This is a genomic window from Deltaproteobacteria bacterium, assembly GCA_019912665.1.
Lineage (GTDB): Bacteria > Desulfobacterota > GWC2-55-46 > GWC2-55-46 > GWC2-55-46 > UBA5799.
Window position 1 is genome coordinate 1 of record JAIOIE010000021.1, and the last position, 26966, is coordinate 26966.

The following is a 26966-nucleotide window of genomic DNA, read 5'->3' on the forward strand; positions in this document are numbered from 1 at the left end:
AAAAGCCTCATCTTATCTTCTGGCCCTCGTCTTTTTTGTCTTGTCGCTCTTGAGCAAGCCCATGACCATAACCATGCCGCTGGTGCTCCTCATACTCGATTACTATCCGCTCGACAGAATAAAAAAGGACGGCTGGAAAAAGCCGCTACTGGAAAAGCTGCCTTTCCTCGGCCTGAGCCTTGGCATAGGACTCATTACGGTCTTGTCGCAAACAGGGGCACTGGCCCCTGCAGAGGCGCTCCCATTTGAAGGGCGGCTGCATATCGCTGCAAGAGGATATCTTTTCTACATTTACAAAACTCTTGTGCCCGTTAACCTTGCGCCTCTCTATCCACTCGACTTCGCTTCCGGCCTCAACCTCCTGTTCGCCCTGTACGTCCTGACGCTTTCAGCCGTGGCCGTCCTCGTCTTTTACCTGCGGAAATGGAGCAATGCTTATATTTCGGCCTGCGCCTACTTCGTAATTACGCTTCTGCCGGTAATCGGATTGCTGCAAGTCGGAAAGCAGGCCGCTGCTGACAGGTACACCTACCTCCCCGGAATAAGCCTGGCCGTGCTCATTTCGGCGGGGGCCGGCTGGGTCGTAATGAAAAGAAGAAAGATGTTTCTTCCCATGCTTGCCGCCCTGGCCGTAATTTCAGGACTGCTCGCATCTATCACATTCAGACAGCAAACCTTCTGGAAGGATTCCATCTCGCTCTGGACCCGTCAGGTGAGCATCTTTCCCGATTACGACCAGGGATATGTGAACCGCGGGAATTCCTATCTCGGGATCGGGAGGCTCGACCTCGCCATGGAGGACCTTAGCAGGATAACACCTGCCACAGCCGGCGGGTTCATGAACCGGGCCAACGCGTATATAAGCCTCGGCAAATTCGACCTTGCCATCGAGAACCTTGACAGGGCGATAGCGCTCGGCCCCGTATCGGCGGATGCTTATCTGAAGCGCGGGAGCGCCCTTGTAAGCGCAGGAAGGTCCGAGGAGGGGGTCTCCGACCTCACCCGCGTCCTTGACGCAGACCCACGGAACAAGGCCGCATACAGGGCGCGCGGCACGGCCCATGCCATCGCGGGCCGGTACGGGGACGCTATCCGGGATTTCCTGAAAGCCGTTGAGCTCGACCCGGCCGACACTTCGACGCACATAGACCTCGGCAAGACCTACATGCACCTTGGCGACAGGAGGAACTCGTACCTCAGCATGAAAAAGGCGCACGAGCTCGGGGATCCCTCGGCCTACGGGTATCTCAAGGAGCTCGAGGCATTGGGCGCGGGCCACGGGGAATAATGGCTTGCAAACCGGCCATGCCGGTGGTTATAATAGACCGCACATCGAAGGCAACCTGAAAGGAGAACGTCCACATGGCAGGCGTTAACAAGGTCATCCTGGTCGGCAACCTGGGCGCCGACCCGGAGATGCGCTATACCCCCGGCGGAATGGCAGTGGCCAACTTCAGGCTGGCCACGAGCGAGACCAGGGCCAACAGAGACGGACAGAAGGAGACCAAGACCGAATGGCACAGGGTGGTGGCGTTCGGCAAGCTCGCCGAGATATGCGGCGAATACCTCTCCAAGGGCAAACAGGTCTATATAGAGGGGAAGATACAGACAAGGAGCTGGGAGGACAAGGACGGCAACAAGAAGTACACGACCGAGATCCTCGCCAACACCATGCAGATGCTAGGGTCAAGGGGTGAATCCGGCGCCGGCGCTTCCGCCTCCGACGTCTCGGCCGACGACATCCCGCCAAGCGACATAGACGACGTGCCGTTCTGAGTTTTTCTGCTCCGTCCATGCCGGGAGCGCGCCTTCCGGCATGGAAAACCAGTCAGCTTTTGACAATTCTCTCCAGATAAAGGATATTTCAGGAAGGACAGCTCCGAGGGGTAGTTTCCGCTCATACCGGGAATGGGGGAGGATGCTTCTGAAAAAAAATCCTGAAAATCGGCTGCGCCTTTCAGTCGCCTTCTCTACATTGCGGGGCCGGCTCGTAAGTCTCGTGCTGCTGGCCTCTCTCCCGCTTTTCGCCCTTATCGTTTATACCAACATAGAACAGCGCCGGAATGATTCCGAAGAGGCCAGGCAGTCCGTCCTTTCCGTGGTGCGGCAGGCATCGAAAGAGCAGGTAAAGCTCATACAGGACACGAGGCTTCTTCTTTCGGTGCTTTCCCAGTCCGTTGGCGCGGTAAGCGGGGAAGACCTGGCCCTGGTACTCAGGAACACCATGGAGTACCAGAAGGTCTACGCGAATATCGGCCTCATCGGCACCGATGGCATGCTCCTGGCGAGCGCGCTTCCGTTCGATTCCGCCCTGTACTTAGGCGACCGGCCCTATTTCCAGCGGGCGATAAGGGACCTTGATTTCTCGATAGGAGACTACCAGGTCGGCAGGATAACCTCGGTGCCGGGCCTTAACTTCTCATACCCGGTCTTCGGCAGGGACGGCTCCCTTTCCGGGGTCCTCTTCGCCGCGCTCCCCATAACATGGATATGGGACGCCCTGCTGGCGGACGGCCCGGCCCCCGGAAGCGTGATAACGGCAGTGGACGGGACAGGGACAGTCCTCGCCAGGTTCCCGGAAGGGAGCGAGTGGACCGGGAAGAGCATCGAGGGGACCGAGCTCGCAGAACTGCTCAATAGCCGCTCGCCCGAAGACCATGCGGTCATAAGCGGCCTCGACGGGATTAAACGCATATACGCATTCAACGAGATCGGGCTCGGAAGGGACAGCAGGATCTTCGTAGCATACGGCATACCGGTCGCGACCGCCTACGCAGAGGCGGACAGGGCGCTTATTCGGAACATATTGACGTCCGGGGCCGTCATTATCGCCGCCCTCCTCATGGCGGTCTTCTGGGGTGACAGGCTAGTCCTGAACCGCATAAGGGGCCTGGTGGGGGCGACAAGAAAGATCGGCGAGGGGGCTCTCGACACCAGGGCCGACGTCCACGGCGGCAACGACGAAATAGACTCTCTGGCCAGGAGCTTCAATTCAATGGCGGAGGCGCTGGAGAGGCGCGAGGAAGAAGCACAGCTACACCTTGAAAGGATAGCCCGCCTTAACAGGATATACTCGGTCCTGAGCGCCATAAACGGCACCATCATCCGTGCCCGCGACAGGGACCATCTCCTTAATGAGGCCTGCCGCATAGCAGTCGAGCACGGCGGCTTTGCCCTCGCCTGGGTAGCGCTTAAGGACGAAAACGGGCGGCTCTATCCGGCCGCCCATGCAGGGCGTGACAAGGAGTACATAGACGCGCTCGTGCCTTTCCTCGACCCTTCGCCGGGCAAACCCATGCCCTTCTCGCTCATGGCAGTCGTTAATGACCGCCATATGATCGGTACCGACTTCGAGAAAGAGACGGCCCTCGCGCCCTGGAAAGAGCTTGCCAAAAGGTATGGCTACAGGTCAATCGCGGCTTTCCCGCTCCGGACAGGGGGGGAGGCGAAAGGGGCGCTTTGCCTCTATTCAGCAGAGCCAGGCTTCTTTAACGACAGCGAGGAGATAGCGCTCCTCCTTGAGCTAGCGGCCGACACTTCGCTTGGTCTTCAGAACATAGAAAAGGAAGAGCGGCTGGATTTCCTGTCGAGGTACGATACGCTTACCGGCCTCTCCAACAGGTGGGTATTCGAGGACAGGCTGGGCCACGCCGTGCAAAGGGCAAGGTACTACGGCAGGAGCGTCGGCGTTGTAACGCTGGATATAGCCGGATTCAGGAAGGTGAACGACACCCTCGGCCACAGGGCCGGGGACGAGCTCCTTAAGCACATAGCCGGATACCTCTCGCGCTCGACCAGGGACGGAGATACCGTCTCGAGGCTGGGGAACGACAACTTCGGCCTGGTTTTGGCAGACGCGGCCAACAGGGACGATATCGTAACGGTCCTCGAGAGGATAGTAGAAGGACTGCCGCATATGGTGCCGGTCGGGGGAGAAGAAATCGTCCTCAATGCGGCGGTGGGCGTTTCAGTATACCCTGACGACGGCGGCACCGCGGCCGAGCTCATGAGGAACTCCGCCCTGGCGGTCCATTCCCGGGCCGATTCGGCGCCGGACAAGACCGCATCCTATTATTCCCCGGAAATAAACAGGAGGGCGCAGGAAAGGCGGACCATAGAAAATGAACTCCGTCACGCGCTCTCCCGCGGCGAGCTCGAGCTCGTATACCAGCCCATAATGGCCATTGCCGGCCGTAAGCCAGCGGGCGCCGAGGCCCTCATAAGATGGAAGAGCAAGAAGCTTGGGCCCGTGCCGCCGGATAAGTTCATCCCCGTTGCAGAAGACACCGGCCTGATAATCCCCATAGGCGACTGGGTCGTGCAGACCGCGCTCGGGCAGGCCCGGTCGTGGAAGGAGCTCGGAATAGAGCTGGAGATGGGCGTAAACGTATCCGTGTGCCAGCTTAAGGACCCGGGCTTCCCGGAGCGCCTGGAAGAGATTACGAAAAGCGGCAACTCGGCCGAAGGCCTGCGCTTTGCCCTCGAAGTGACCGAGAGCGGGCTCATGGACGACATCTCACGTTTCAGCCGCATCCTCGACAGGCTCAGGTCAATAGGGGTCCGCATCTACATAGACGACTTCGGGACCGGTTATTCCTCTTTAAGCTATCTAAACAGGCTCCCCGTTGACATACTCAAGATAGACCGGTCGTTCATACAGGACCTCGCCTCGGATGCCGGGAGCATGACCATGGCAAGGGGCATAATCGCAATGGCCGCGAGCCTCGAGCTCGGGGTAATAGCCGAGGGGGTGGAAACCGAGGCGCAGCTCAGGCTTCTTGAAGAATACGGGTGCGATTTCGTCCAGGGCTATTATTTCGGCAAACCTGGCCGGCCCTCTGAAATAGAGCCCCTCCTCAGAACTGGTTTGACCGGGAATATCTGAAATTGTATATTGTTGCGGATTATAAAAAATAGCGTGGTGGTTTTTATGAAAGGAAAACCGGAGGTAGTGTCCCCTGCGGGCAACCTGGCCTCATTAAAGGCCGCTATCGACAGCGGGGCCGACGCGGTATACCTGGGCTTTAGCGACTCGACGAACGCCCGGAACTTCGAGGGGCTGAACTTCACGCCCGCAGAAACGGCGGACGGCATAGGATACGTCAGGTCAAAGGGCCGGAAGTTCTATATAGCCATAAACACCTTCCCGCAGGGCGACTCTTATGACAAATGGTACAAGGCCGTTGACGCGGCTGTGGAGCTCGGCGCGGATGCCGTGATAATAGCCAATCTCGGGGTCCTCAAGTACGCCAGGGAGCGCCACCCCGACTCGGTCCTCCACCTCTCTACGCAGGCCAGCTCATCCAATTACGAGTCCATAAACTTTTACAGGAAGCACTTCGGCATAAAGCGGGTCGTACTGCCCCGGGTCCTCACGATCGAGGAGATGAAGCGGCTGAAGGAGAGGACGGATGCAGAGATCGAGGTCTTCGCCCTGGGCGGCCTCTGCATAAACATTGAAGGCAGGTGCTATCTATCGTCTTTCGTTACCGGCGCATCCACCAACACGGAAGGGGCGTGCTCCCCTTCCAGGTTCGTCCGCTTCAACCCTTCCCCTGACGGCGGCATGGCAATTGCGCTTAACGGGGTCACTCTCAACAGGCTCGGCAAAGACGAATCCTCGCCGTATCCCACCTGCTGCAAGGGGAGGTATGTGACGCCGGACGGGAGCTACGAGTACGCTTTTGAGGAACCGGAATCCCTCAATGTCCTCAAAGTGCTGCCCGGCCTTATGGACGCTGGCGTTTCAGCCCTCAAGATCGAGGGCAGGCAGCGGACGAAGAGCTATGTCGCCGCGATGACGAAAGTGCTCCGCGAGGCGGTGGACGCCTGCTACGCCGACAAGAGAGGGTATGAAGTGAGGCCCGAGTGGGCCAGGAAGACCATCTCCACCTTCGAGGGCACGAGGGAGACCCTGGGCTCGTATCTCACGAAGTAGCCCCCTTCCTGCTTGTCCACCGCCCGAGACGGGCCAATGCGGGCCCGGGCCTCAGCATGCTGAAGAGGAGCTCGTGCGTCCGTATCTTCTCTACCTCCCTCACCTCCTTGAGCCTGGATGGCAGGAAGAACGCGACCGCCAGCCGGAGTATGGCGGATATGAGGATGAGGTTCATGGTCCTGAACTCCAGGAAGCCGGTCGGCAGGACCCATGCAAGCCAGCCGCCGAGAAGAGAGCCGAGGGCGAGCGCCGCGCCCCCGAAGAAGTTATAATACGCGATGCATCTCTCCCTCTTGCCGGGCGACGCGGCGTCGTATATGAAGTTCGAGGCCGAGAGGTTGAAGCCGGCCCACGCGAACCCGGAGAAGACCTGCACGAAAAAGAGGTACACGGGATTCTGGTTCACGAGCCAGAAAAGCGGTATCAGGGCCACGAGCACGGATGTCGAGCGTAGCACCTTGAGGTTTCCCACCCTGTCCGCGTGGACGCCCCAGCGCCTTATGGAAAATATGGTCGCCATCGTCGCGGCAAGGGTGACCACGGTGAAAGTCATGTAGCCGAACCCCAGGTTCTTGAGCATCAGTACGGCGAAGAACGGGGATGCGATATTGACCGCGAACTTCATCGCCGAGACGAAGACCACGAATTTCAGGAAGTTGCTCTTATGCAGTCTCGAGACGAAATCCAGGAGCGAGAAGTAGTCCTCTTCCTTCCTTACAAGGCGCGGCTCGTGCATCTTCCGGAGGTACTTCCACGAGGCGAGCCTGAAGGCGAAGGCCAGCCCGAATATGACGGCGAAGCCCCAGAAGGCGTCCGACCGCTCGGCCCTGTGGAGGACGAAACCGGCGGCGAAGGTGGCTATTACCGTGACTATGGCGAGAATTCTCTGGAGCCATCCGAAGAACGCGCCCCTCCTGTCTTCCTCGACCAGATCGGACATGAGGCTCCCCCATGCCGGCACTGCCATGGCGCCGAACGCGGTAAAGAGCGCAACAGTCGCTATGAAGGCCGCGACCTTCCATTCGCCGAGGAAATAGCTCCCCACCATCAATGGAAGCATCAAAGCCTGCAGAAGTATGAAAAGGCCGACGGCGAGCTTCCGGGAACGGAGCTTCTCCGTTATGTCCGGGCCCTTAAGCTGGATGATGGAAGCGAAGAGGTGCGGAAGGGCGCTCAATATCCCGACGTGCTTGATGGTCCCGCCGAGCAGTAGGAGAAAAGGCGTCAGGTAGTCGAGCGTAAAGCCGTTCATCATGCTCGCGAACATCCCGTTCCTCACGGAGTATCGCAAGCTCTTTTCTTTTTTAAGCGAATCAGGGTCCATGAAAAAGTTGCGGCGGGGGTGGAGGAGCGAAATCGACCAGCGTTACGGGGATCCGCCAAACGGACCCATTCTGCCATAAAATCAGCACCTTAGCCAGATTTTTTTTCGAACGCGAAGCGGGCCGGCTTTTTTAAAATTGACATTCCTGCCGCTCATACCTACAATATATGTAGGAAAAATTTGGCCCGGAGGTAGAGTTTCATGCCGATCTATGAATATATCTGCAAGGACTGCGGCAAGGAGTTCGAGGCGCTGCAGAAGTTTTCCGAAAAGCCCCTCAAGAAATGCATCCACTGCTCGGGCAAAGTGGAGAGAAAGATATCCTCTTCATCCTTCCACCTGAAGGGCTCGGGCTGGTACAAGACCGATTACGCGTCAAAGAGCACGTCAAAGGAGTCCAAAAAAGAATCGGACACGCCGAAGCCCGACTGCTCGTCCTGCCCGTCCTGCTGAGAAAGAGCTTTTTGATCGGGATTTCCCGCTCTTTTCAAAGGCTTTTCAGATTTTCCGAATTTTCCGAGCGTGTGGCCCGGGTCTTGCCCGGGCCGAATTTTTTCCAGTCCTTTCAACCTGGAAGCCCCCGGAGGCCGCATGGACTTTAAAGAGGTCGCGACAAGGGCGGCCTTGAGGGCTGGCGCCGCCGTCAGGGAGGGTTTCGGCAGGCCTTTGTCGGTCAAGTCCAAGGGCGTCGAGGGAGTGGTAACGGAAAGCGACTTCCTCTCCGAACGCATCATAAAGGAAGAGATACGCTCGGCCTTTCCGGACCACGGCATCCTCTCCGAGGAGAGCCCGGAAGAGAAGGGTAGCATCCCGTATCGCTGGATAATAGACCCGCTCGACGGCACGACAAACTACTCCCATTCATTCCCGCATTTCTCGGTATCCATAGCGCTTGAGGAGAATGGGAAGGTGGTCCTTGGGGTCGTCCTCGACCCTTTGCGGGACGAGCTGTTTTTGGCCGAGGCCGGGAAAGGGGCTCGGCTTAATGGAAAAGCCATTCAGGTATCCCGGACCGAAAAGCTCGGCAGAAGCCTCCTTGCGATCGATTTCCCGAGGGACTTGGCCGCAAAAGATGGCGGGATATTCAGGGACTTCGCCGCCCTTTCGAGAAAGGCGCAGGCCTTAAGACGCGCGGGCTCAGCCGCACTCGAGCTGTGCTACGTAGCCGCCGGGAGGCTTGAAGGATACTGGAACCCGAGGTTCCATTCGTGGGACGCCGCTGCAGGCTGGCTCATCCTGAACGAGGCCGGGGGCATGATAACCGACTTGAATGGCGGCCCCTTTTCGCTCGGCTCCGGCAAGTGCCTTGCGACTAACGGGCTCGTGCACGAAAAGATACTTCGAATTCTCACCTGAGCGGAAAAAACATTTTCGGGATAAAATTCAGTATACGCAAAGGGACACTCAGATGCGAAACGAGGTCAGGGGAATAGCCGTTCAGGCCGCGAAGCGGGCGGGAAGCCTACTTAAGGAGCGGCTCGGGAAATACGGCGAGGTGGAGTTCAAGGGCGCTATAGACCTTGTTACTGAGGCCGACCGCGCATCCGAGGACCTCATAATGGGGGAGATAAGGAAGGCCTTTCCAGGCCACGGCATCCTTACCGAGGAGAGCCCGGAGGTGGTGAAGGACTCGCCGTTCAAATGGATAATAGACCCGCTCGACGGCACTACGAACTATTCACACGGCTTCCCCTTCTTCTGCGTCTCCATCGCCTTCGAGGAGGAAGGGGCGGTCGTATTCGGGGCCGTATACGACCCCATGCTCGACGAGCTATACACGGCTGAAAGGGGCCGGGGCGCCTTCCTTAACGGCAAGGAGATAAGGGTCTCTTCCGCGGACTCGCTCGGCAGGAGCCTACTTGCGACCGGCTTCCCCTATGATCTCCGTGTCGCTGACGACAATAACCTCGACCATTTTTCGGCCTTTTCGCTCAAGGCCCAGGCCATAAGGAGGGCGGGCTCGGCTGCCCTGGACCTCTGCTACACTGCCTCTAACAGGTTCGACGGGTACTGGGAGATGAAACTCCGGCCCTGGGACGTAGCGGCAGGCGCGCTCATGGTTAAGGAGGCCGGAGGGCTGGTGACCGACTTTGGCGGCGGCCCTTTTTCAATCTACGGCAGGGAATGCCTTGCATCCAACGGCAAAATACACGGGCACATGATAAAGGTGCTTAAGGGACTCGACCCGGATGCTTAACATAATTCTCAGGCTCATTATACTCACGGCCGGGATATTCCTCGCCTCGTACCTGGTCCCCGGAGTAAACGTCGAGGGCTACGGCCCTGCGATAAAGGCGGCTGTCCTTCTCGGGGTCATGAACCTCATAATAAAGCCGGTCCTCATAGTCCTTACTCTACCCATAAACATACTCACCCTTGGTCTTTTCACGCTTGTGCTTAACGGCCTTATACTCTGGGCAGTCGGCTGGCTCATAAGCGGCTTTGCAATCGCGGGGTTCCTGCCGGCCCTGGTCGGGGCGCTCGTCATAAGCCTTCTAAGCATCGTCCTCAACAGGTTCGTCTGAACCTTGACAGATCCCGGATTACTGGTTTTAATTAAGCTATGAATTCCGCCATGGAAAGCCGCTTTCAAGCCGCCTGCTTTCGAGATAAAACGCGAAAGGCATCCTCTAAAAATTGGAGATTTTTCCAGCAATCAAGGAAGGCCGGGAATAAAAAGCGGAGCATATATGAACAATATGTGAGCATTTTTGTTCACGGACTGACGCAGAGTCCGGGGAAAAGATCATTTTTAGAGGTTGCCTAAAATAATCGTTAGTGGAAGGAGGTTCAGATGCCACAGCACCAGCCAAAGAAGTTCGACCTCAAGCCCGAGGGCCTCTCCGAAGCGCAGATATCGAACCACAGGGACATACTCTACGTCGGCTACATCAATAAGTTGAACGAGATAGAGGATAAGCAGAAGAAGGCCGACCTCGGAACGGCAAACCAGGTCTTCTCGGACTGGAGGGCCTTGAAGATAGAAGAGACCTTCGCCTACAACGCCGTCGTCCTCCACGAGCTCTACTTCGAGAACCTCATGGGCAAGGGCGGCAAGCCGTCAGGGAAGCTCTCGGACCTTATCGCGAAGGAATGGGGCTCGTTCGAGAAGTGGTCCGAGGAGTTCAAGGCCTGCGGCATGTCGTGCAGGGGCTGGGTCGTTACGGCCCTCTCGCTCTACGACGGCAAGCTCCACAACTACTGCCTGGACGCGCACAACGAGAAGGTCCCTATGAACGTGGTTCCGATACTCATAATGGACGTCTACGAGCACGCCTATTTCATGGACTACGGCGCAAAAAGGGCGCCCTACATCGACGCGTTCATGAAGAACATCAACTGGAGCGCATGCCAGAAGCGGCTCGACAGGGTGGACCTCGACCAGGTGCTGAAAGAGGCGGCGAGCTGACGCCGCATTCGGAATAACGTAACAGAAAAAGCCCCGACTGAAAACTCGGGGCTTTCTTGTTTGAGAGTATAATTAAACGTCATTGCAGAGGCAGAGGCTTTTGCGCGCGCTGCCGCGCTCTTTTTGGGCATAAGGCTCCGCTCTCGTTACGCCTCCATCATCCGGGCTCGGCCCTCCCCCATCCCTATGTTCGCTCCGCCTTATGCCCCGGGGTGGTTTGAAATACAAAAACAGAAACGAGTGAGATTCTTTTCGTCTTGAAACAAACCACGGAGGGTAAGGCGAGCGTAGCATAAGGGAGGTTGAGCGTGAACGGGCCGGGGAGTCAGGAGCGCGACTTCAGGGGGCCGTTGAAGATTCCCGGCATTACGCCGGGAATCTCCGACACAAGAGGAAGATTTTCGGATTTGCATCCGCTCGCTCGACCCAGAAAAAGCTCCTGGGTCTCTGCTCGCTTTTTGTGTGTTCACGGGTCGGGAGGAGGCAAGCAAGCGAGCTTTATCCTCGAAACCGCACGGCAGCGCGGAAAAATCATAATTATAAGTCAGAGTATGCCTCTTTTTCTCATTGAGGATGGGCACACCCGCCCTCACGAACTCTCAATGAATATCCTCCCGGGGTCTTCGAGATAGGCTACTATCCTGTTAACGAACCGGGCTGCGTCCGCGCCGTCTATGACCCTGTGGTCGAAGGTGAATGAAATCGGGAGCACCTTCCTTATCGCAATTGAGCCGTTCACTACCCAGGGCCTGTCGCTTATCTTCCCCGTGCCTAGTATCGCCACATCCGGGTGGTTCATTATCGGTGTCGCATAGGTGCCGCCGAAGCTCCCGTAATTACTTATCGTGAATGTAGATCCCCTGAGCTCTTCCAGGGTTATTTTCCTTTCCCTGGCCTTCAAGGAAAGCTCCTGCAGTTCCGCGGCAAGATCGAGTATGGTCTTTTTCTCTACATTCTTCACTACCGAGACCATGAGCCCCTCGGGCGTGTCCACGGCAAAGCCGATGTTGTAATATTTTTTAATGATTATCTCGCCCGACTGCTCGTCGACCGAGGCGTTTACACGCGGGTAGGCTGCAAGGGCATGCTGCGCGGCCTTTATGAAGAAGGGAAGAAAGGTGAGGTGCACCCCTCTTTCCTTCGCGACCCTGGCTTCTCTTTTCCGGAGGGCCCATAGCTCGGTAACGTCGGCGTCATCCATGCCGGTAACGAACGCGGCTGTCTTCTGGCTCGCGAGGAGGTTCTTGGCTATGGCCTTTCTTATGCCTCTTATGGGGACCCGCTCGACAGGCCCGTATTTGTCCTGTCCGGGCGCGGGCGGTCTTTCTTCGGGCCGTTTTTCCTCGGGAGGCTTGGGCCTTTCTTCAAGCCTCGGCTCGTAAGCCCTCTCTACGGCCTCTTCCTTTTCCGGCGGCCTGGGAGGGGCGGGCCTTCCTTCGGAAGCCGCCTTTACGTCCGCCTCGGTTACCATGCCGCCCGGGCCTGTGCCTCTTACGGTCGAGAGGTCCACTCCAAGCTTCTTGGCGAGAGAGCGCGCCTTTGGCGACGCCGTGACCTCCTCCTTTTCAGGGAGCGCGCCGACTACCGATACGGACGGAGGCCTCGCCCTCTTCTCCTCCTCGGCTTTCTTTTCAGGGGCCTTTTCCTCGGCGGCGGCTTCTGTCTCGATCTTCATCAGGGTCTCGCCGACCTTGACCGTCTCACGCTCGCCCTTATTGATGCCGGTTACCTTTCCTCCCCTCGGGGACGGGACCTCGACAATGGCCTTGTCTGTCTCCACCTCGACGACGACCTGGTGCTCCTCTACTCGGTCGCCCTCCTTTACGCGCCATTTCACCACCTCGCCCTCGGTTATGCCCTCGCCGAGGTCCGGGAGCCGGAATTCGAATTCCATCGAGCCCTCCTGAAAGAAGCGCTAAGTAAGATTTGCCGCGACCCTCGTACATCTAAATAGGGTGCCTCTGATCAGTGATTTTTCCCGAGGTCGAGGCAGGGTGGAAGTAAAAAGCGCAGTATATAAGAGAATATGTGAGCATTTTTACTTCCGCCCTAACGAAGAGATCGGGGAAAAGAGCGATTTTCAATTCAGTACTGCATTACCTTCTCGTAGGCCGCCCTGATCCTCTCGGGGGAGGGCATGTAATGGTCCTCGAGCCTTGCCATCGGTATAACGGCATCCGGCGCAGCCACCCTTATTACCGGGGCCTTCAGGTACTCGAACGCCTCCTCAGCCACGAGTGCCGCTATCTCCGCACCGAAGCCCCCGATCCGGGTCGCCTCGTAAACGACAACGAGCCTGCCGGTCTTCTTGACCGACTTTATTACGGTCTCCTCGTCATAGGGGCGGAGCGTCTGGAGGTCTATTATCTCGCAGTCGAAGTCCTCTGAGGCCTCTGCGGCCCTGTGGAGCATGGTGCCCCAGGAGACGACCGTAATGTCATTCCCCTCCTGATAAACGGAGGCCTTGCCGAGAGGTATCGTATACTCCTCTTCCGGCACCTCGGCCTTTATGGACCTGTATAGCCTTGATGCCTCCAGAAAAAATACCGGATCGGGGTCCCTTATTGCCGAGGTAAGGAGGCCCTTGGCGCTGTACGGGTTTGAAGGCACGACCACTTTGATGCCCGGCATGTGGCAGAAGAGCGCCTCGGTCGATTCCGAATGCAGTTCCGGCGGCTTTATGCCTATGCCGTATGGGGTGCGGACGACCATCGGGCAGGTGAAACGGTTTCTTGAACGGGAGCGTAAGCGCGCGGCGTGCGAAAAGAGCTGCTCAAGCCCTGCGTAGGTAAATCCCATGAACTGTATCTCGGCAACCGGCTTCATGCCGTAGGCCGAAAGCCCGACCGCCGTGCCTATGATGCCGAGCTCCGAAAGGGGCGTATCCATGACCCTGTCCGGGCCGAATTTATCCAGGAGGCCCTGAGTGACCCTGAAAACGCCTCCGTCCTTTCCCACGTCCTCGCCGATTACGATGACGTCCCTGTCCCGCTCCATCTCCTGGGCGAGGGCCTGGTTTATGGCTTGCACAAGGTTCAGCCTCGCCACTTTAACTCCTTCAACTCCCGGCCCTGCCTCGGGGTAAGCGAGCCATAGGTGTATTTTATGATGTCGGCCGGGTCCGGTGCCTCGAACGCCTCGGCCTTCTTTATCTCGGCATCGACCCTCTCCTCGGCCTTCTTCGTAACGCCCTCCTCGTATTCCTTCGACCACCAACCCTTTTTTTCCATATATGTCCTGAGCCTCTTAAGGGGCTCCCTCTCCTTCCAGTACTCGACCTCTTCGTCGCTTCTATATCTTGACGAGTCGTCGGCCGTCGTGTGGTCGTCGAGGCGGTATGTGAAACACTCTATGAGGGTAGGCCCTCCGTCTGCCCTGGCTTTCTCTATCGCGTCCTTCGTGACCTTATATACGGCCGCGATGTCGTTTCCGTCCACCTGGACGCCCTCGAAGCCGTAACCGAAGGCCCTCTCGGCTATCGTTTTGGCGGCGGTCTGCCTGGCCCTCGGCACGGATATGGCCCACTGGTTGTTCTGGCATATGAATATGGCCGGGACCTTGAAGGCGCCGGCAAAGTTGAGCCCCTCGTGAAAATCGCCCTTTGACGAGCCGCCGTCCCCGAAGTAGACTGCCGCCGTTTTCCTGTGCCCCTTGAGCTTCATGGCCCAGGCCGCGCCAGTGGCGTGCGGTATCTGGGTGCCCACGGGCACGCTCATGGGAAAGAGTTTAAAGCCCGGGGGGGCCTGCATGCCGCGTTCGTCCCCGGCCCAGTAGCGGTAGAGCATCCATATGGGATAGCCCCTGGCGATGTAGACCCCGGATTCCCTGAAAGAAGGAAATAGCCAGTCCTCTTCTCCGAAGGCGAGGGCCGAGCCTATCTGGGAGGCCTCCTGCCCCCAGATTGAGGCATAGGTGCCGAGCCGCCCTTCCCTCTGGAGGCTCAAGGCCCTGTGGTTGAAGGTCCGGGCGAGTATTATGGTCTCGAAAAAGCGCCGGAAGTCCTCCTCGGTGAACCGGCTTACGAGCGGTCCGTCGGCCTCGCCCTTCTCATCGATTATCTGGATGTTTTTCGTCTCGGAGCTTGAAACGGTCTTTGTAGGCATAGAGGAAGTCTATCAGCCAAAAACCTGACCGTCAAGGCGGCCCGGCCTTCTCAAAAGACTGGAATTTACGGAAATCCGCATGGTATTATATCCGCCTGTGGAACCGATCCAGTTCGACATAAGCCCGGTGAAATTCAACGAGAACGGGCTCGTGCCCGCCATTACGCAGGACTCCCGGACATCCGAGGTCCTCATGATGGCATGGATGGACAGGGTTGCCGTCGAGAAGACACTCGCTACCGGGAGGGCGCACTACTTTAGCCGCTCCCGTGGGAAGCTCTGGCTAAAGGGCGAGACATCCGGGAATTTCCAGGAGGTCCGGTCCATAAGGTACGACTGCGACGGGGATACACTTCTCTTGCTCGTCGAGCCAAAGGGGCCTGCCTGCCACACGGGCGAAAGGACCTGTTTTTACCGGGCCCTCGACGGGGGGGAGGTAAAGCCCACTGGCCCTGCCGTGCTAACGGAGCTCATGAATGTGCTCGGGGAGAGGAAGAAGGCCGACCCGGCGAAGTCATATGTCGCTTCGCTCTACGCGAAGGGCCTTACGAAGATACTAGATAAGATCGAGGAAGAATCGGGAGAGCTTCTTGATGCCGCAAGCTCAAAGGACAACGGCCAGGTGGTCTATGAGTTTTCGGACCTCCTCTTCCACTGCATGGTCCTCCTTTCAGAGAAGGGCATCGGCATGGACGAGATATACGGGGAGCTTGCGAGGCGTTTCGGCATATCCGGGATAGCGGAAAAGGAGGCGAGGAGCGGGAAATGAGCGATTGCATATTCTGCCGTATCGGGAGGAAAGAAGTCAAATCCGAAATCGTCCTCGAAAGCGAGAAGCTCATCGCCATAAAGGACATCAACCCTCAGGCCCCCACGCACATCCTCATAATCCCCAAGGCCCATTACGAAACGCTCATGGACTGCGATGATAAAGAGCTCCTTTCCGATATGCTCGAGACCGCAAAGGCCCTGGCGAAAAAGCTCGGGCTGGACAAGAGGGGTTTCCGCACCGTCATAAACACAAATGAGGAGGGCGGCCAGACCGTCTTCCATCTGCATATGCATTTCATGGCCGGGAGGCTTCTTCTCGGCAGGATGGGATAAGAAAGGGAGGCGCAAGAAAGAGTATGGCGGAAATACTACCGGGCCCGGTTTGCCACAGCTGCGGCATGCTCATAATGAACAAGGACGAGTTCGGCTGCGAGGCGAACCTTACCGTAATGAACACCTTCTACTGCAGGTACTGCTACTGGAAGGGGCAGTTTACCGAGCCGGATATCACAAAGGAAGAGATGCTTGAGAAGCTCTCTTCCGCCATGATGACCAGCAAGAACATCTCGAAGGAAGAGGCCAGCGAGATGGCCTGGAGCAGGATGAAGCTCCTTAAGAGGTGGAAGGGGAAGTAATAAAGAGCAGGTCTTCGGGGGTCAAATCCCATATCCCTTTCCCTCAAGCTCTTTTCTTATCCTTTCAGAATGACGGTGGCCTTCGGTCTCAAGCACTATCTCGAGCCGGATGGTGTTGATGGGCGCGGATACGGCCTCCCTCTCGTGTATCACGTGGAGGATGTTGGCCTTGAGCGCGGCTATGTCGGCGGTGAGGCGGGCAAGCGAGCCTGGCTCGTCGGGTATTAGGGCCGACAGCCTCAATATCCTCCCTTCCCGTATGAGCCCGAGCCTTATTATCCTGTCAAGCGTAGTAACGTCGATATTCCCGCCGCTAAGGACGAAGATGGCCTTCTTGATCGTTTTCGGGAGCTTCCCTTCGATGGCCGCTGCAACGCCCACCGCGCCCGCGCCCTCCACGACGAGCTTTTTCCTTTCAAGGAGCTGCACTATCGCCCATGCGATAGAGTCCTCGCCCGCGTCATTGACCTCGTCTACAAGCTCTTTTATTATCTTAAAGGTCTTCTCACCGGGGCGCTTTACGGCTATTCCGTCGGCGATGGTGGGCCTCTCCTCGACCTCCGATGGCTCGCCCCTTCTAAGGGATTCGATGCACGAGCTCGAGGCCGCGGCCTCAACACCTATTACCTTTATGCCCGGGTTTTTCTCCTTCACTATCGAGGCAATCCCCGAGATGAGGCCGCCTCCGCCCACCGGCACAACGATGGCGTCCGCATCCGGCGCGGCCTCAATTATCTCAAGGCCTATGGTTCCCTGCCCGGCGATTATCGAATAATCGTCAAAAGGATGGATTAGCGTCAGGCCCCTCTGGGCGGAAAGCTCCCTCGCGTGCGCGAAGGACTCGATGAAATTCCTGCCGCGGATCAAAACCTCGCCGCCGTATCCCTTTGTGGCCACGAACTTGACGATGGGTGTCGTCTCGGGCATAACTATGAGCGATTTCACGCCAAGGAGCGACGCGGCCCACGCCACACCCTGGGCGTGATTGCCAGACGAGGCGGCTATTACTCCCGCTGATTTTTCCACGTCTGAAAGAGAGGATATTTTGAAGAAGGCCCCGCGCGCCTTGAAGGAGCCGGTCTTCTGGAGGTTTTCGAGCTTAAGGTGGCATTCGAAGCCGAAGAGCCTGGAGAGGCTGGAAGAGTATATGAGCGGTGTGGGGCTTATGACCCCTTTGAACCTTTCCGCTGCTTCCCTTACGAGGTCAGAAAGGGCCTTGGACATGGGCACCAGGTTTTGGTTCAGCCGATTATTGGACGTGACCTTTAAAAAAATAAAACTGAACGCGCCTTAATTGTGAGGCGCCCTATTTTCCCCGCTGCCTCAGGGCCTCGAACATCGCTATGGCCCCGGCCTGCGCAGCATTAAGCGAGTTGACCTGACCGGCCATGGGGATGGAGGCGCAGAGGTCGCAGCTTTCTCGCACGAGTCTCCTTATGCCCTTCCCTTCGCTCCCGATGACAAGGGCGAGGTCTCTATCGAGGTCCGTGCCCCAGAGCGTGTCCCTGCACCCGGCCTCAACGGCCACCGCCCAGACCCCTTCCTCCTTGAGCCTCTCTATGGCCCTCGTGATGTTCACTTCCCGGGCTATGAGGGTGTGCTCGGTCGCGCCAGCTGACGCCTTTACGACAGCGGGCGTGACCTCGGCCGCCCTGTCTTTCGGGATAATGACGCCGTGCACCCCTGCCGCATTGGCCGTCCTTACGAGAGAGCCGAGGTTCTGCGGGTCCTGTACCGAGTCGAGGACGAGAAAGAAGGCCTGCCCGCCCTTTGTCTTCCACGCGGCTATGAGGTCTTCGATATCCGAATACCTGAACTCCTCGTGGAGGAGCGCAACGACCCCCTGGTGCCTCTCGGACCCGGCAATCTTCGTAAGCTCCTGGGCGGCGGCCTTTAGGACCTCGACCTTTTTCTGGCTGGCGAGCTTCAGGATATCGAATGCCGCCCTGCCGGTCCTCCCCTCGGAGATGACGATCCTGTCGATAACGGCCCCCGAGCGCAACGCCTCAAGCACCGGGTTTATTCCGTATATTGTCCTCAAAGCCCGTCTTTTACTCCGCCCCTGAATATTTCGAGCTTCTGGTCGATTGTGGAGGCCTTCTCCGGCTCTCCGCTTGCCTTGTAAAGCTCGCGGAGATGCCTGTATATCTCGGAGAGCGCTTCGGCGCGCCCATTGGGCACCGTGCTGGCTGCCTGGAGGAACTTTTCCTCTGCTGACTCATACTCCCCGTCCCTCATATCCAGTACACCGAGCGTGTCGAGGTAAATAAATTTTTCCTTGGGAGGAGAGCTTTTGAGCGCCTCTTCAGCCGAGGCCCTTGCCGCCGCCAGGTCGCCTTTTTCCATTAGCGCCCATGCAAGATTATTGTAGTACTCCGGCCTCGGCCCAAGCTCGATTGCCCGGGTATAGCTCTTTTCCGCCTTACCGTACTCGCCCGCCCTCAAATAGATATTCCCCAGGGCGAAATAGGCCCGGGCTTCTTTGGTATCGATGGCCTGCGCGCTCTCGTATTCGCGTAACGCCAGCTCATATTTCCCTTGCGACTCATAAATGGACCCGAGCCTCATATGCTCGTCGAACGAAAGCGGGGTCGAGTCCTTGACTTCCACTACCCCGCATGACGCAAGCGCAAGAAATGAAAAAAACGCGAGAGCGCGGACCTTTTTCAATCTCCCCTCCCCTTTAGCCGGACAAGGAGCGTCGAATACCCTGTCCTGGACCATGCCTTTTGAAGCTCCTTCATGTTGTAGACCTTTTCCCTCTCCGTCCCCGAGTGCGCCAGGACTACGCCGTCCTTTTCGCTTATCCCGACCGCAATAATGTAATGCCCGACAGGGTAGATGTCGTAGCCAAGGTTCAGGAATAATATGAGGGGCTCGCCTTTCCCGACCCTTTCAGCAAGGTCTTTAAAACCACCCTTATAGTAGCTGGTCTCAAATCCCCTGTCCCTTGCGTAGACAAGAAGGTCCATCGGGAGAGTGCCCCTGAGCTTCTCATTATATACGGCCCCGGCGACCCCGTCCATCGACTCTTCGGCGCCGTAAAAGGCCATGACTCCCGCGAGCGCAGCCGGGCCGCACAAGTATTCGTCTTGCGGAAAGAATGGCACGCCTTCTATATAGGCGCCTGCGGTCCGATCGGCCCTCAGGGATGCGAGCACCGCATCCCTTGCCGGAGCCGCGCACCCGGAAATGAGGAGAAGAACGGAAAGAAAAAAGGCATTCCTAAGGGACATCTGATAATCGGCAAGCTTTCTTAAATGGGGGCCCGGGCCGGCCGGAGCCCGAAAAAAAAGCCCGGGCTTTAAGCCCGGGCCTCAAAAGGGGATGCTATCTTATGACTATCTTTCTGTCCGCGAGCTTAAGGACCACCAGCACGAGTATTACTATTATAAGGAGCGCGATTATCGCGCTCAAGGCGTCTCCGCCAGGATAGAGGCTTTCGAGCTGGGAGGCAAACGAGTGTAGCTCGGCATCGGAGAGCTTCCCGAGCCTCTCGTTTATTTCGGCCTCTGAAAGGCCTGCCTGCTGGAGCTTGTCTGCTACGAGCTTACTCTCAAGCACCCTCTGCACCCTGGCGATATCAGCTTCACGGGCCTTTTCGGCGGCCGCCGCGACCACTGCGTCAGAGCCGATTACAAGGGCCATGCTCTTTGTGGGAATGCTTCCCAGGACGAGCATGGTAAAGGCAAGGACAAGAGCGACCTGCCTGAAATAGAAGCTTTTTACGACTTTCATACTGCACTCCCCCTTTTCTGTTGTACGTTAAAAGTGCGCTGCCGAAAGAGATCCTCAAAAAACTGCCTGCGATGATAGCGGGCCTTAAGACCGCAAAAAAACTCGAGAGCGGGAGAGGGCTTTTCCTCGGTTTTCAATAAGCAAGCGGCTATAGCCTCGTTAACGCAGCTCCGTCGAGGAGCATTCGATAATTTATAGTCCAAAAAAGGCCAAGTGTCAACACCCTTGCAAACATCGATATCCTGTGATATTTTCGCTTTATGAAACTCTCCAGGGAGCAGGTCGAGAAGATAGTCCGGACCGTCCTCGAAAGGCTTAAAGACGGGGGCCTCGTGGTCTTCAAGGCTGACGAGAGGAAGGTTTTCGAGAAGATGATCGAGGTCTTTCTGGCAGACCTCCGGGCCGAGGACGAGCTCGACAGGGAGGTCGAAGGGCTCCTTCAAAGCCATGCCGGCGCGATCGACAAGGAAAGGCTCGACTACAGAAAGATGTTCAACATGATAAAAGGCAAGCTCGCCAGGGAAAGGGGAATTGTCATTTGAGGCTTTCCGACGACAGGATATCCCACATAGCCCATCTCCTTTTCGACGGCGTATGGAAGGACGACCTCGTGGACTTCACCGACGAGGACAAGGCCCTTGCCGAGATAAAGAAGGCCATGACCGGCTATTTAAGGGTCGAGGACGAGGCCGACACAGCGGCCAGGGCAAAGATACGCTCCCTTTCAAGGGAAGTTCCCGAAGGAAGCCGTGAGTGGGACATACTTTACAAGAAGTATTTCGAGGAAGAGGCCTCTAAAAAGGGCTTCCGCTGAGCTTCAGCCTGCGGACGCTCTTACCCAGTCATCTCAAAAATCCCTCGCAGGGGGATTCCGCCAAAGACCTTTTCAACCATCCTCGAATCCTTATGGTCATAGCAGATGTACCTTAACCTCATACTCCCCCCCATAATCGGGGCCGCAATAGGCTGGCTCACGAACTATGTCGCGATAAAGCTGCTTTTCAGGCCGCACATCCCGCTGGAGGTGCTAGGCTTCCGCATACAGGGCATCATACCCAAGCGTAGGAAAGAGATTGCAAGGTCCATAGCCCGGACTATTGAAAAGGAGCTACTCTCCTCAGAGGACCTCGCAAAGGCCCTCTCAGGGCTCAACTGGGAGAAAGAGGTCGAAAGGACCGTGGAGGAGGCCGTGGAGCACAGGTTCTCGTCGAGGTTCTTGAAGCTCCCGGTCGTTGGCCTGGTCTCCGATAACCTCAAGAACCAGATTAAGCTCCTCCTTACGAGGGAGATAGTGACTCACCTCGACAGGAAAAAGGGCACGCTCGCGGCAAAGGTCAGGGACAAGATAGACGTAAAGGAGCTGCTGGTAACGCGCATAGACCAGCTCGACCTCATGAGGTTCGAGAGGCTCCTTACGGATTTCATAACAAGGGAGCTTAAGCACCTTGAATACCTGGGCGGCATAATGGGTTTCATTATCGGCGTTTTCCAATCCCTTTTCACCTACTTCTTCGGGCTTTCATGAAAACGGTCCTCACCATAGCCGGGTCAGACCCCTCAGGCGGCGCGGGCCTCCAGAGGGACCTCCTTACCTTCCATGACTTCGGGGTACGCGGCCTTTCCGTGGCCGCTGCGCTCACGGCCCAGAACTCGACGGTCTTCAGATCTGCGCTCCCGGTCCCCGCGCGTTTCATATCAGGGCAGGCTGCGGCCCTTCTGGAAGAGTTCGAGATCCATGCGGTAAAGATCGGCATGGCCGGGAGCCCCGAAAACCTCCGGGCCATAAAGAACCTCATAAAAAAACGCTCTCTTAAGAATGTCGTGCTCGACCCGGTGCTTCGCTCTACAAGCGGCAAATCGCTGCTTACAAAGGGCGGCCTCACCGAGATCAGGTCGCTCCTCGCATTAACCGAAGTCGTCACGCCGAACCTTGACGAGGCGGCGGCCATTACTGGCGTAAAGCGGATAATCGATGTAAGGGGCATGGAACTTGCGGCAAGCAGGCTCTTCGAAATGGGCGCGAGATACGCGCTCGTCAAGGGCGGCCACCTTGAGGGAGAGCCGGTTGACGTGTTATTCGATGGGCTGTCGTTCAGGCATTACAGGGGAAGGCGGCTTAAGGGAGGAATGGGCCGTTTCCACGGCACCGGGTGCATACTCTCGTCGGCCCTGGCAGCGGACCTGGCCAAGGGAAAGGGCGTGGAAGAGGCCGCGGCTGAGGCAAGGGCCTATCTGGTGAAGGTCCTTAAGTGCAGGCCCGGCGCTTGAGCCGTAGAAATCAGATTTATTGGTGCGCACAGCGCACCCTACCGGGCTCAAAATCTCATTCAGGCTGCTCAAAAAGCTCAAGATGCAAGGGGTCGAAAAGTGAGGAATGAGACGTACTTTCCTTGTACGCCGGAGTGTCCAGTTTTGAAGACGACGCAGCAGATTGGGCTTTCAGCAGCCTGCTGCATTAATTTTTAGCCCTTAGCCAGCCCAGCTCCCTCGCGCTAATTATCCCCTCCTGTCCGGCGATTATGTAATCGTGCACGAGTATGTCTATCGACGAGGCCGCGGCCTCAATCTCCGCGGCAAGCCCCCGCTCCCTTGCCGAGGCGGCTGCCTTTCCTTTTTTCGAGTTCACCAGTATCATCGACCTTGCGTTATGACTGAAGGCCTTCCTGATGACCGCCTTGGGGGAAACCGGCTCCGAAGCATCTCCCATCGACTCGACCCCAAGCACCTCGTTCTTGGAGTTTAGATAAAGCGCGAAAAGCCCCTCTTTTCCCGCGCCTTCCGGCGACTCGCGGAGCACCCTCACCGCGTCATTCGGGGATGAGACGACCCCCTTTAAGGAGGTATTCCTCTCTGAAAGATATGCCCTGGCCGCCTCCCTTACGAGCGCCAGAAGGAGAGCGCTCGCCTCGCCGAGCCCGCTCGCTTCCTTAAGCCTCTCAGGAGAGGCCTCCAGGACCCCTTTAAGCCCCTTGAACTCCTTAAGGAGCCCCTTTGCAATGGGCTTTACGTCCCTCCTCGGAATGGCGTACGTAAGGAGGAGCTCTATCACCTCGTAGTCGTGAAGGCCCTGGAGCGAGGACTTAAGGAACCTTTCCTTAAGCCTCTTCCTGTGGCCAGATGCGGGGTGGTTTCCAGGCATCGCAGTCTATTCCGTCTTCAATGCCTTGAGGAACGGTTTTATGAGGTCCATGGGCAGGGGGAATAGTATGGTCGAGTTCTTGTCCGCCGCTATCTCCGTAAGCGTCTGGAGATACCGTAGTTGCAGCGACACAGGGTTCCTGGCCAGGAGCTCGGCTGCGTCGAATATCCGAGTGGCAGCCATTGCCTCGCCTTCCGCGTGGATTATCTTGGCCCTCTTCTCCCTCTCGGCCTCGGCCTGCTTGGCCATGGCGCGCTTCATCTCCTCAGGGAGGTCTATGGCCTTGACCTCGACTATGCTCACCTTTATGCCCCAGGGGTCGGTCTGCCTGTCGAGTATAGCCTGAATGCTCTTGTTTATCTTCTCCCTTTCGGTAAGGAGCTCGTCGAGCTCGGCCTGCCCGCACACGCTCCTCAATGTCGTCTGGGCAAGCTGGCTCGTGGCGTAGAGGAAGTTCTCTATCGCGATGACGGCCTTGTCCGGGTTCACGACCCTGAAGTAGACGACCGCGTTCACCCTTACCGAGACGTTGTCCTTGGTTATGACCTCCTGAGGAGGCACGTCCATGGCGACCGTCCGGAGGCTCACCTTCATCATCTTCTGGATGCCGGGTATGAGGAGTATGAGCCCCGGCCCCTTTACCGCCTGGAACCGCCCGAGAAAGAATATTACGCCCCGCTCGTACTCGGGGAGTATCTTGACCGCGCTCCAGAGAAAGAGCACCGCGAGCGCGATCAGTACCAGCGTGCCAGCGCCTATGCCGAAGTCCATGTCCATTTACCCCCCATTTCTTTTCTTCCGGCCATTGATATCCAATTAGCAGCTTCTCAGGCTTTTGTAACCTTGAGGAGCAGCCCCTTTACCTCGACGACCCTGACTTTTTCTCCGCCTTTTACAGGCACATCGCTTACCGCGTTCCAGTACTCGCCCTCGACGTAGACGCTCCCTTCCTTTTCGCCGCCCAAGTCATCGGAGGCTACCCCAATCGAGCCGACGAGGAGGTCGGTCCCGCTTACGGGCCTTCTCCTGTGCACCCTTACAGCATAGAGCATGGCGCCTATTACGACCGCGGTCATGAGTATCACGGCCGGGAGTATGACCCAGATGGAGATGCGGAAATAAGGCGCGGGCGAATCGAAGAGCATTAGCGACCCCAGAAGTAGCGAAACGACCCCGGCTATCGCAAGCAGGCCGTAGCTCACGACCATAAGCTCCAGTATGAAGAATACCACGCCGAGCCCTATGAGGATGAATCCGGCGTAGTTTACCGGGAGCGTCTGGAAGGCGTAGAAGGCTAATATGAGGGATATGGCCCCTATCACCCCCGGATAGACCGCCCCGGGGTTGGAGAGCTCGAAATATATCCCTATGAGCCCCAGTATCATGAGTATGTAGGCGACATTGGGGTTGCTTATGGCACCGAGTATCCTGTAGCGGAGGTCCATCTCGACCTCCACAACGCGAAGGTCCGCGGTTGAGAGGGCCCGCTCGCCCGTGATGGTCTCAACTTTCATGCCGTCGAGCTTCTGTATGAGCTCGTCCCTGCTGGCGGCCACTATGTTTATAACCCCGAGATTAAGGGCCTCCTCGGCGGTGATGTTCTTCGATTCCCTTACAGCCAGCTCCGCCCACTCGGCGTTCCTTCCCCTCTTGGCGGCTATGCCTTTTATGTACGCTACCGCGTCGTTTTCGACCTTCTCGGCCATGGTCTCGTCCATCTGCCCGCCCATGGAGACCGGGTGCGCAGAGCCGATATTCGTGCCCGGCGCCATGGCCGCTATATCCGCGGAATAGGTTATGAAGACCCCGGCGGAGCCGGCCCGCGAGCCGGCCGGGGCCACATAGACCACCACGGGCACCTCCGATGCGAGCATGGCCTTTACTATGTCCCGCATGGAGAGGTCGAGTCCGCCAGGGGTGTCGAGCTGGATGATGACGGCCTCAGCGTCCCTTTCCGCGGCATCCTCGAAGTTGTCCAGAAGATACCCGGCCATCACGGGATTCACCACACCCTCGGCCTTTACGTATAGGATTTCTTTTGCTGACGAATATGAAGGAAACGCCTGTATTAGAATGGCTGCAGCAAGGAGGAGAAAGGGCCTGAAGAGGTTTGCCATGCCCCGATTCTAGCAGGAAAAAAGGCGGTTTTCAATCGGAACCGCCGGACCGGGGGCTGCTGTTCAGACGCGCTCACGGCCTTACGGCCTCTATGAACCCCTTCAGGTGACCGTGCGCCTCTTTTTTTCGCGCCCTGGACCTGAGCATCTCCTCGGGCGAATAGGTGGAAACGAAAACAATGCCCTTCTTTTCAAAGGGCTTTCCGTGCGCCTCATCTCTTTGAGAGAGGGCCCTGACCGCATGTCTTCCCATGAGAATCACTGCCACTGGGTTTACCGCTGAAAGCCAGCGCTCCAGGGCTTGCGCGGATGCCGAGGCAGCCTCTTCTGCATTTGTCCGGCCGCTCTCAAGGCATTTTCCGGACACGAAGAGCCGGAACGAGCCCGGCTGAGAAGCGTGAAGCTCGCCCGAGAGCCATTCGAGCATGCGGAGGAACTGCTCCATTTCTTCCGGACTGAAAGGTTCCAAGGGCCTTTCCGACGCTTGGCCTTTCACTGATACCGGCGCCCCCCATATTGCAGCCGCGCACCCGTCCTTGCCGCCGACCCCTTCGATAACCCAGCACCCGAAGAGGACCCCTTCCCACGAGGCATGCAAGGGGCAGGGGCTTATGGCTGCAAGCTCCCCTGGTGCGCACTCCATTACAACCGGGTCTTCAGGGCAGGGCCGGGCAGCGAGACCGGCAGAAGGGACTATGGTCAACCCTGCCTCGCCGAGGAGCTTAAGCCGGGTCCGGAGCGAATCCGCTATCTCTTTTAATTCAAGCGCGATGGAATCAGTATCGTCTGGCATCATTAATATCTACTATCTTTTTTTCCGCTTTACAACGGCTATTCCTTTATATAGCATATAACTATATGATTTTAATAGCCATAATGACAGTTCTCGTAGTGCTTCTCCTCCCCGGTGAAGCACTGGCATGGGGGCCAGCTACGCACCTTGAGGTCGGGAAGACCATTCTTGAGAACACAAAGCTCCTCGTCCCCCCCATTAGGGCGCTCCTCCTTGCCTATCCCTACGACTTCCTCTACGGAAACATAAGCGCGGATATCGTCATAGGGAAAAACCTCGTCGAGGAGCTGAAGCACTGTCACAACTGGAAGGTCGGCTTCAGGCTCCTACGGAGGGCCGAAACCGACTCCCAGAAGGCCTTTGCATACGGGTATTTGAGCCATCTATCGGCGGACACCATAGCCCACAACCACTTCATCCCCGAGATGATGATAAGGACCTTCTCGGCAAGGAGCCTCCGCCACATATACTGGGAGATGAGGTTCGACGCGCTCGCCGAGAAAGGCATCTGGCAGCTTCCCAGAAAGTTCATTAAGGAGGTGCACAGGGACAATGACCGACTGATGGGCGAGACGATCGAGGACACGCCCCTCTCCTTCCGCACCAACAAGACGATATTCTCGAGCATGCTGTTGCTTCACAGGTTCGAGCAGTGGCACAAGATGCTCGGCCTCCTCTCGTCCTCCTCGAAATGGGTCCTGAGCAAGGAGGAGAAGGAGAGGTACTTCGCCATCTCGGTCGACAGCGTCATCGACCTCCTCACCTTCTCCCATAAGGCGCACTGCATCAGGAAAGACCCCACGGGCAAGCACTCACTCAATGCGGCGAAGTTCATAAGGAAGCGGTTGAAATCCATCCAGAGGAGTGGCCGCGACTGGGAGGCCGCGATGGAAAGCGCGCTTAAGTGGGTGAGGATATAAGGCGCACGTCTTATTCTTTTCAAATTACCTTAGAAAAACAAAAGGATACCATTCCGCGCTGCCGCATACTATGCGGCGA

The 26966-nt window shown here is 57.4% G+C and carries 30 protein-coding genes; 17 read left to right on the forward strand and 13 right to left on the reverse strand.

Annotation, left to right across the window (positions count from 1 at the left end; genetic code table 11):
* From K8I01_09385 to K8I01_09400, 4 genes are all read left to right on the forward strand, one after another.
* The coding region (locus K8I01_09385) for a tetratricopeptide repeat protein (protein ID MBZ0220628.1) at nt 1–1288 on the forward strand (1288 nt) is incomplete at its 5' end.
* Nucleotides 1289–1362: 74 nt separating this feature from the next.
* A complete protein-coding gene (locus K8I01_09390) occupies nt 1363–1776 on the forward strand; it encodes a single-stranded DNA-binding protein (GenBank protein MBZ0220629.1) in 414 nt (137 codons plus the stop codon).
* 142 nt (nt 1777–1918) lie between these two features.
* A complete protein-coding gene (locus K8I01_09395; GenBank protein ID MBZ0220630.1) occupies nt 1919–4885 on the forward strand; it encodes an EAL domain-containing protein in 2967 nt (988 codons plus the stop codon).
* Nucleotides 4886–4930: 45 nt separating this feature from the next.
* The gene (locus K8I01_09400; protein MBZ0220631.1) at nt 4931–5938 is read left to right on the forward strand and encodes a U32 family peptidase; all 1008 of its coding nucleotides are present in this window, start codon (nt 4931–4933) and stop codon (nt 5936–5938) included.
* On the opposite strand, the gene K8I01_09405 is transcribed toward K8I01_09400, so the two are convergent.
* Nucleotides 5928–7262, reverse strand: coding sequence for an MFS transporter (locus K8I01_09405; GenBank protein MBZ0220632.1), 1335 nt, complete (start codon nt 7260–7262; stop codon nt 5928–5930). The genes K8I01_09400 and K8I01_09405 overlap by 11 nt on opposite strands.
* 201 nt (nt 7263–7463) lie before the next feature.
* On the opposite strand from K8I01_09405, the gene K8I01_09410 reads away from it, so the two are divergent.
* The 5 genes from K8I01_09410 (at nt 7464) to K8I01_09430 (ending at nt 10671) form a co-directional block, all read left to right on the forward strand.
* Nucleotides 7464–7715 (forward strand): zinc ribbon domain-containing protein, encoded by a 252-nt coding sequence (locus tag K8I01_09410; protein ID MBZ0220633.1) that lies wholly within the window; start codon nt 7464–7466, stop codon nt 7713–7715.
* A gap of 138 nt (nt 7716–7853) precedes the next feature.
* The gene (locus tag K8I01_09415) at nt 7854–8618 is read left to right on the forward strand and encodes an inositol monophosphatase (protein ID MBZ0220634.1); all 765 of its coding nucleotides are present in this window, start codon (nt 7854–7856) and stop codon (nt 8616–8618) included.
* A 52-nt stretch (nt 8619–8670) separates the two neighbouring features.
* Nucleotides 8671–9459 (forward strand): inositol monophosphatase, encoded by a 789-nt coding sequence (locus tag K8I01_09420; protein ID MBZ0220635.1) that lies wholly within the window; start codon nt 8671–8673, stop codon nt 9457–9459.
* Nucleotides 9452–9787 (forward strand): phage holin family protein, encoded by a 336-nt coding sequence (locus tag K8I01_09425; GenBank protein ID MBZ0220636.1) that lies wholly within the window; start codon nt 9452–9454, stop codon nt 9785–9787. The genes K8I01_09420 and K8I01_09425 overlap by 8 nt, the downstream gene beginning before the upstream one ends.
* A gap of 269 nt (nt 9788–10056) precedes the next feature.
* A complete protein-coding gene (locus K8I01_09430) occupies nt 10057–10671 on the forward strand; it encodes a superoxide dismutase (protein MBZ0220637.1) in 615 nt (204 codons plus the stop codon).
* A 589-nt stretch (nt 10672–11260) separates the two neighbouring features.
* Here K8I01_09430 and K8I01_09435 read toward each other — a convergent pair.
* From K8I01_09435 to pdhA, 3 genes are all read right to left on the reverse strand, one after another.
* The gene (locus K8I01_09435) at nt 11261–12565 is read right to left on the reverse strand and encodes a 2-oxo acid dehydrogenase subunit E2 (protein ID MBZ0220638.1); all 1305 of its coding nucleotides are present in this window, start codon (nt 12563–12565) and stop codon (nt 11261–11263) included.
* A 191-nt stretch (nt 12566–12756) separates the two neighbouring features.
* Nucleotides 12757–13719, reverse strand: coding sequence for an alpha-ketoacid dehydrogenase subunit beta (locus tag K8I01_09440; GenBank protein ID MBZ0220639.1), 963 nt, complete (start codon nt 13717–13719; stop codon nt 12757–12759).
* Nucleotides 13707–14774 carry a pyruvate dehydrogenase (acetyl-transferring) E1 component subunit alpha gene (gene pdhA, locus K8I01_09445; protein MBZ0220640.1) on the reverse strand — a complete coding sequence of 356 codons (1068 nt, stop codon included), beginning with the start codon at nt 14772–14774 and terminating at the stop codon, nt 13707–13709. Before pdhA ends, K8I01_09440 begins: the two co-directional genes overlap by 13 nt.
* A gap of 79 nt (nt 14775–14853) precedes the next feature.
* Between pdhA and hisIE the strand changes: the two genes are divergently transcribed.
* The 3 genes from hisIE to K8I01_09460 are packed head-to-tail and all read left to right on the forward strand — an operon-like array spanning nt 14854 to nt 16180.
* Nucleotides 14854–15543 carry a bifunctional phosphoribosyl-AMP cyclohydrolase/phosphoribosyl-ATP diphosphatase HisIE gene (hisIE, locus tag K8I01_09450; GenBank protein ID MBZ0220641.1) on the forward strand — a complete coding sequence of 230 codons (690 nt, stop codon included), beginning with the start codon at nt 14854–14856 and terminating at the stop codon, nt 15541–15543.
* Entirely contained in the window at nt 15540–15878 is a 339-nt protein-coding gene (locus K8I01_09455; protein MBZ0220642.1) for a histidine triad nucleotide-binding protein, read from the forward strand. The genes hisIE and K8I01_09455 overlap by 4 nt, the downstream gene beginning before the upstream one ends.
* Before the next feature lie 23 nt (nt 15879–15901).
* A complete protein-coding gene (locus K8I01_09460; protein MBZ0220643.1) occupies nt 15902–16180 on the forward strand; it encodes a zinc ribbon domain-containing protein in 279 nt (92 codons plus the stop codon).
* Nucleotides 16181–16201: 21 nt separating this feature from the next.
* On the opposite strand, the gene ilvA is transcribed toward K8I01_09460, so the two are convergent.
* From ilvA to K8I01_09485, 5 genes are all read right to left on the reverse strand, one after another.
* Entirely contained in the window at nt 16202–17404 is a 1203-nt protein-coding gene (ilvA, locus tag K8I01_09465; protein ID MBZ0220644.1) for a threonine ammonia-lyase, read from the reverse strand.
* A gap of 82 nt (nt 17405–17486) precedes the next feature.
* Nucleotides 17487–18221: a 23S rRNA (guanosine(2251)-2'-O)-methyltransferase RlmB gene (gene rlmB / locus K8I01_09470; GenBank protein MBZ0220645.1), complete on the reverse strand. Its 735-nt coding sequence runs from the start codon at nt 18219–18221 to the stop codon at nt 17487–17489.
* On the reverse strand, nt 18218–18850 hold the full coding sequence (locus tag K8I01_09475) for a tetratricopeptide repeat protein (protein ID MBZ0220646.1): 633 nt from the start codon (nt 18848–18850) through the stop codon (nt 18218–18220). Before K8I01_09475 ends, rlmB begins: the two co-directional genes overlap by 4 nt.
* Complete coding sequence (locus tag K8I01_09480) at nt 18847–19416, reverse strand: C39 family peptidase (protein ID MBZ0220647.1); 570 nt, start codon at nt 19414–19416, stop codon at nt 18847–18849. Before K8I01_09480 ends, K8I01_09475 begins: the two co-directional genes overlap by 4 nt.
* Nucleotides 19417–19510: 94 nt before the next feature.
* On the reverse strand, nt 19511–19918 hold the full coding sequence (locus K8I01_09485) for a PA2779 family protein (GenBank protein MBZ0220648.1): 408 nt from the start codon (nt 19916–19918) through the stop codon (nt 19511–19513).
* Between the two features lie 260 nt (nt 19919–20178).
* Between K8I01_09485 and K8I01_09490 the strand changes: the two genes are divergently transcribed.
* The 4 genes from K8I01_09490 to thiD all read left to right on the forward strand — a co-directional run bounded on the left by K8I01_09490 (nt 20179) and on the right by thiD (nt 22186).
* Entirely contained in the window at nt 20179–20460 is a 282-nt protein-coding gene (locus tag K8I01_09490; protein MBZ0220649.1) for a DUF507 family protein, read from the forward strand.
* Nucleotides 20457–20732, forward strand: a complete 276-nt coding sequence (locus K8I01_09495) for a DUF507 family protein (protein MBZ0220650.1) — start codon at nt 20457–20459, stop codon at nt 20730–20732. The genes K8I01_09490 and K8I01_09495 overlap by 4 nt, the downstream gene beginning before the upstream one ends.
* Nucleotides 20733–20837: 105 nt before the next feature.
* Entirely contained in the window at nt 20838–21443 is a 606-nt protein-coding gene (locus K8I01_09500; protein MBZ0220651.1) for a DUF445 family protein, read from the forward strand.
* Nucleotides 21440–22186 carry a bifunctional hydroxymethylpyrimidine kinase/phosphomethylpyrimidine kinase gene (gene thiD / locus K8I01_09505; protein MBZ0220652.1) on the forward strand — a complete coding sequence of 249 codons (747 nt, stop codon included), beginning with the start codon at nt 21440–21442 and terminating at the stop codon, nt 22184–22186. Before K8I01_09500 ends, thiD begins: the two co-directional genes overlap by 4 nt.
* 187 nt (nt 22187–22373) lie before the next feature.
* Here thiD and K8I01_09510 read toward each other — a convergent pair whose 3' ends face one another.
* The 4 genes from K8I01_09510 to K8I01_09525 form a co-directional block, all read right to left on the reverse strand.
* On the reverse strand, nt 22374–23057 hold the full coding sequence (locus K8I01_09510; GenBank protein ID MBZ0220653.1) for a hypothetical protein: 684 nt from the start codon (nt 23055–23057) through the stop codon (nt 22374–22376).
* A gap of 6 nt (nt 23058–23063) precedes the next feature.
* On the reverse strand, nt 23064–23828 hold the full coding sequence (locus K8I01_09515; protein MBZ0220654.1) for a slipin family protein: 765 nt from the start codon (nt 23826–23828) through the stop codon (nt 23064–23066).
* A 56-nt stretch (nt 23829–23884) separates the two neighbouring features.
* Complete coding sequence (locus K8I01_09520; protein MBZ0220655.1) at nt 23885–25174, reverse strand: nodulation protein NfeD; 1290 nt, start codon at nt 25172–25174, stop codon at nt 23885–23887.
* A 73-nt stretch (nt 25175–25247) separates the two neighbouring features.
* Nucleotides 25248–25970 (reverse strand): hypothetical protein, encoded by a 723-nt coding sequence (locus K8I01_09525; GenBank protein ID MBZ0220656.1) that lies wholly within the window; start codon nt 25968–25970, stop codon nt 25248–25250.
* A gap of 80 nt (nt 25971–26050) precedes the next feature.
* Between K8I01_09525 and K8I01_09530 the strand changes: the two genes are divergently transcribed.
* Nucleotides 26051–26887, forward strand: a complete 837-nt coding sequence (locus K8I01_09530) for a zinc dependent phospholipase C family protein (GenBank protein ID MBZ0220657.1) — start codon at nt 26051–26053, stop codon at nt 26885–26887.
* Nucleotides 26888–26966: the final 79 nt, after the last annotated feature.

Excerpts from the sequence above, each read along its gene's own strand:
- K8I01_09390 (MBZ0220629.1), top strand. The coding sequence starts at position 1,363 with ATGGCAGGCGTTAACAAGGTCATCCTGGTCGGCAACCTGGGCGCCGAC.
- K8I01_09395 (MBZ0220630.1), top strand. The coding sequence starts at position 1,919 with ATGCTTCTGAAAAAAAATCCTGAAAATCGGCTGCGCCTTTCAGTCGCC.
- K8I01_09400 (MBZ0220631.1), top strand. The coding sequence starts at position 4,931 with ATGAAAGGAAAACCGGAGGTAGTGTCCCCTGCGGGCAACCTGGCCTCA.
- K8I01_09405 (MBZ0220632.1), bottom strand. The coding sequence starts at position 7,262 with ATGGACCCTGATTCGCTTAAAAAAGAAAAGAGCTTGCGATACTCCGTG.
- K8I01_09410 (MBZ0220633.1), top strand. The coding sequence starts at position 7,464 with ATGCCGATCTATGAATATATCTGCAAGGACTGCGGCAAGGAGTTCGAG.
- K8I01_09415 (MBZ0220634.1), top strand. The coding sequence starts at position 7,854 with ATGGACTTTAAAGAGGTCGCGACAAGGGCGGCCTTGAGGGCTGGCGCC.
- K8I01_09420 (MBZ0220635.1), top strand. The coding sequence starts at position 8,671 with ATGCGAAACGAGGTCAGGGGAATAGCCGTTCAGGCCGCGAAGCGGGCG.
- K8I01_09425 (MBZ0220636.1), top strand. The coding sequence starts at position 9,452 with ATGCTTAACATAATTCTCAGGCTCATTATACTCACGGCCGGGATATTC.
- K8I01_09430 (MBZ0220637.1), top strand. The coding sequence starts at position 10,057 with ATGCCACAGCACCAGCCAAAGAAGTTCGACCTCAAGCCCGAGGGCCTC.
- K8I01_09435 (MBZ0220638.1), bottom strand. The coding sequence starts at position 12,565 with ATGGAATTCGAATTCCGGCTCCCGGACCTCGGCGAGGGCATAACCGAG.
- pdhA (MBZ0220640.1), bottom strand. The coding sequence starts at position 14,774 with ATGCCTACAAAGACCGTTTCAAGCTCCGAGACGAAAAACATCCAGATA.
- hisIE (MBZ0220641.1), top strand. The coding sequence starts at position 14,854 with ATGGTATTATATCCGCCTGTGGAACCGATCCAGTTCGACATAAGCCCG.
- K8I01_09455 (MBZ0220642.1), top strand. The coding sequence starts at position 15,540 with ATGAGCGATTGCATATTCTGCCGTATCGGGAGGAAAGAAGTCAAATCC.
- K8I01_09460 (MBZ0220643.1), top strand. The coding sequence starts at position 15,902 with ATGGCGGAAATACTACCGGGCCCGGTTTGCCACAGCTGCGGCATGCTC.
- ilvA (MBZ0220644.1), bottom strand. The coding sequence starts at position 17,404 with ATGTCCAAGGCCCTTTCTGACCTCGTAAGGGAAGCAGCGGAAAGGTTC.
- K8I01_09480 (MBZ0220647.1), bottom strand. The coding sequence starts at position 19,416 with ATGTCCCTTAGGAATGCCTTTTTTCTTTCCGTTCTTCTCCTCATTTCC.
- K8I01_09485 (MBZ0220648.1), bottom strand. The coding sequence starts at position 19,918 with ATGAAAGTCGTAAAAAGCTTCTATTTCAGGCAGGTCGCTCTTGTCCTT.
- K8I01_09490 (MBZ0220649.1), top strand. The coding sequence starts at position 20,179 with ATGAAACTCTCCAGGGAGCAGGTCGAGAAGATAGTCCGGACCGTCCTC.
- K8I01_09500 (MBZ0220651.1), top strand. The coding sequence starts at position 20,838 with ATGTACCTTAACCTCATACTCCCCCCCATAATCGGGGCCGCAATAGGC.
- thiD (MBZ0220652.1), top strand. The coding sequence starts at position 21,440 with ATGAAAACGGTCCTCACCATAGCCGGGTCAGACCCCTCAGGCGGCGCG.
- K8I01_09510 (MBZ0220653.1), bottom strand. The coding sequence starts at position 23,057 with ATGCCTGGAAACCACCCCGCATCTGGCCACAGGAAGAGGCTTAAGGAA.
- K8I01_09515 (MBZ0220654.1), bottom strand. The coding sequence starts at position 23,828 with ATGGACTTCGGCATAGGCGCTGGCACGCTGGTACTGATCGCGCTCGCG.
- K8I01_09520 (MBZ0220655.1), bottom strand. The coding sequence starts at position 25,174 with ATGGCAAACCTCTTCAGGCCCTTTCTCCTCCTTGCTGCAGCCATTCTA.
- K8I01_09525 (MBZ0220656.1), bottom strand. The coding sequence starts at position 25,970 with ATGATGCCAGACGATACTGATTCCATCGCGCTTGAATTAAAAGAGATA.
- K8I01_09530 (MBZ0220657.1), top strand. The coding sequence starts at position 26,051 with ATGACAGTTCTCGTAGTGCTTCTCCTCCCCGGTGAAGCACTGGCATGG.